The sequence below is a fragment of the Allobosea sp. P4_E12 genome (assembly GCF_056401655.1).
In genome coordinates, this window is the sequence record NZ_JBFUIY010000121.1 from 1 (window position 1) to 1597 (window position 1597).

Below are 1597 nucleotides of genomic sequence, written 5' to 3' on the forward strand. Positions count from 1 at the left end.
GGGTGGAGGCTGTGTGAAAAGAGCCGAGTCGGCTAGGATTCCTGGAGGTGATGCTCCGGGAGCTTAGATGAAGCGCTTCGTTGAGAGTGAAGACCGTCGGCAGGGTGTCCTGCTTCCCGAGTATCTTGACGACTACGTGTCGGAGAACAATCCGGTTCGGGTGATCGACGTCTTCGTTGATGAATTGGACCTGGGCCAACTGGGTTTTGAAGGCGTGGTTCCCGAGGCGACGGGCCGTCCGAGCTACCATCCGGGCGTGCTGCTAAAGATCTACGTCTACGGCTACATCAACCAGGTGCAATCGAGCCGTCGGTTGGAGCGCGAGGCGCAGCGCAACATCGAGCTGATGTGGCTGACGGGACGGCTGGCGCCGGACTTCAAGACCATCGCCGACTTCAGGARGGACAACGGCTCGGCGATCCGGGCGGCTTGCCGGCAGTTCATCACTTTGTGTCGCCGGCTGGATCTCTTCACCCACGCGATCGTGGCCATCGACGGCAGCAAGTTCAAGGCGGTGAACACGCGCGACAAGAACTTTACGCGTGCCTCGATCCAGCGTCGGATGGAGCAGGTGGAGGCCAGCATCGAGCGTTACATGTCGGCGCTGGAGACGGCCGATCGACATGATGGCGAACTGGCCCAGGCCAAGACGGTGCGGTTGAAAGACAAGATCGCCGCCCTCAAGGAGCAGATGAAAGCCTTCAAGGCCCTGGAGGCTGAGGTGCATGCCGCGCCGGACCAGCAGATATCTCTGACCGATCCGGATGCGCGGGCGATGGCCACCAACGGCAAGGGCACGGGGATGGTCGGCTACAACGTGCAGACGGCGGTGGACATCACTCACCACCTGATCGTCGCGCACGAGGTCACCAACATCGGCCACGACCGCGGTCAACTCTCGGGCATGGCCGGCCAAGCCAAGGCCGAAATGGGCGTCGAAACGCTCGACGTGCTGGCCGATCGCGGCTACTTCGCCGGCGAGGAGATCCTGGCCTGCGAGGCTATCGGCGTGACGCCCCTCATGCCCAAGCCCCTGACTTCCGGCGCCAAGGCCGACGGCCGGTTCGGCAAGCAGGACTTCGCCTACCTGCCCGAGCAGGACGTCTACCGCTGCCCATCGGGGGCGCTGCTGCCCCGCCACATGACGACGGTGGAGAAGGGCCTGACCCTGCATCGCTACTGGGACCGCGCCAGCTGTCAGAGCTGCCGCTTAAAGCCCCAGTGCACACCGAGCGTCGAGCGACGGGTCACCCGCTGGGAGCATGAGGCGGTGATCGAGGCCATGCAGGAACGGCTGGATCGCGCGCCCAAGAGCATGCGCATCCGCCGAGCCACCGTCGAACACCCCTTCGGAACCTTAAAGGCCTGGATGGGAGCGACCCACTTCAAGACCAAGTCCCTCAAAAACGTCAGTACGGAGATGAGCCTCCACGTCCTGGCCTACAATCTGAAGAGAGTGATCGCCATCCTTGGCGCTGGGCCGCTCATTCTGGCGATGCGGACCTGAAAGGGTCGCCGCGACTCTCGTCCAACTTCACCCGCAGACGACGCGGCGCACACCTCAGGCATCCCAATAGCGCGTTTGCACACGGCCTCG

The 1597-nt window shown here is 63.4% G+C and carries 1 protein-coding gene; it reads left to right on the forward strand.

Features of this window, described 5'->3' with window-relative positions; all coding sequences use genetic code 11:
- Positions 1-67 precede the first annotated feature (67 nt).
- Positions 68-1507, forward strand: a complete 1440-nt coding sequence (locus tag AC1DW9_RS36570; RefSeq protein ID WP_476777487.1) for an IS1182 family transposase — start codon at positions 68-70, stop codon at positions 1505-1507.
- Positions 1508-1597: the final 90 nt, after the last annotated feature.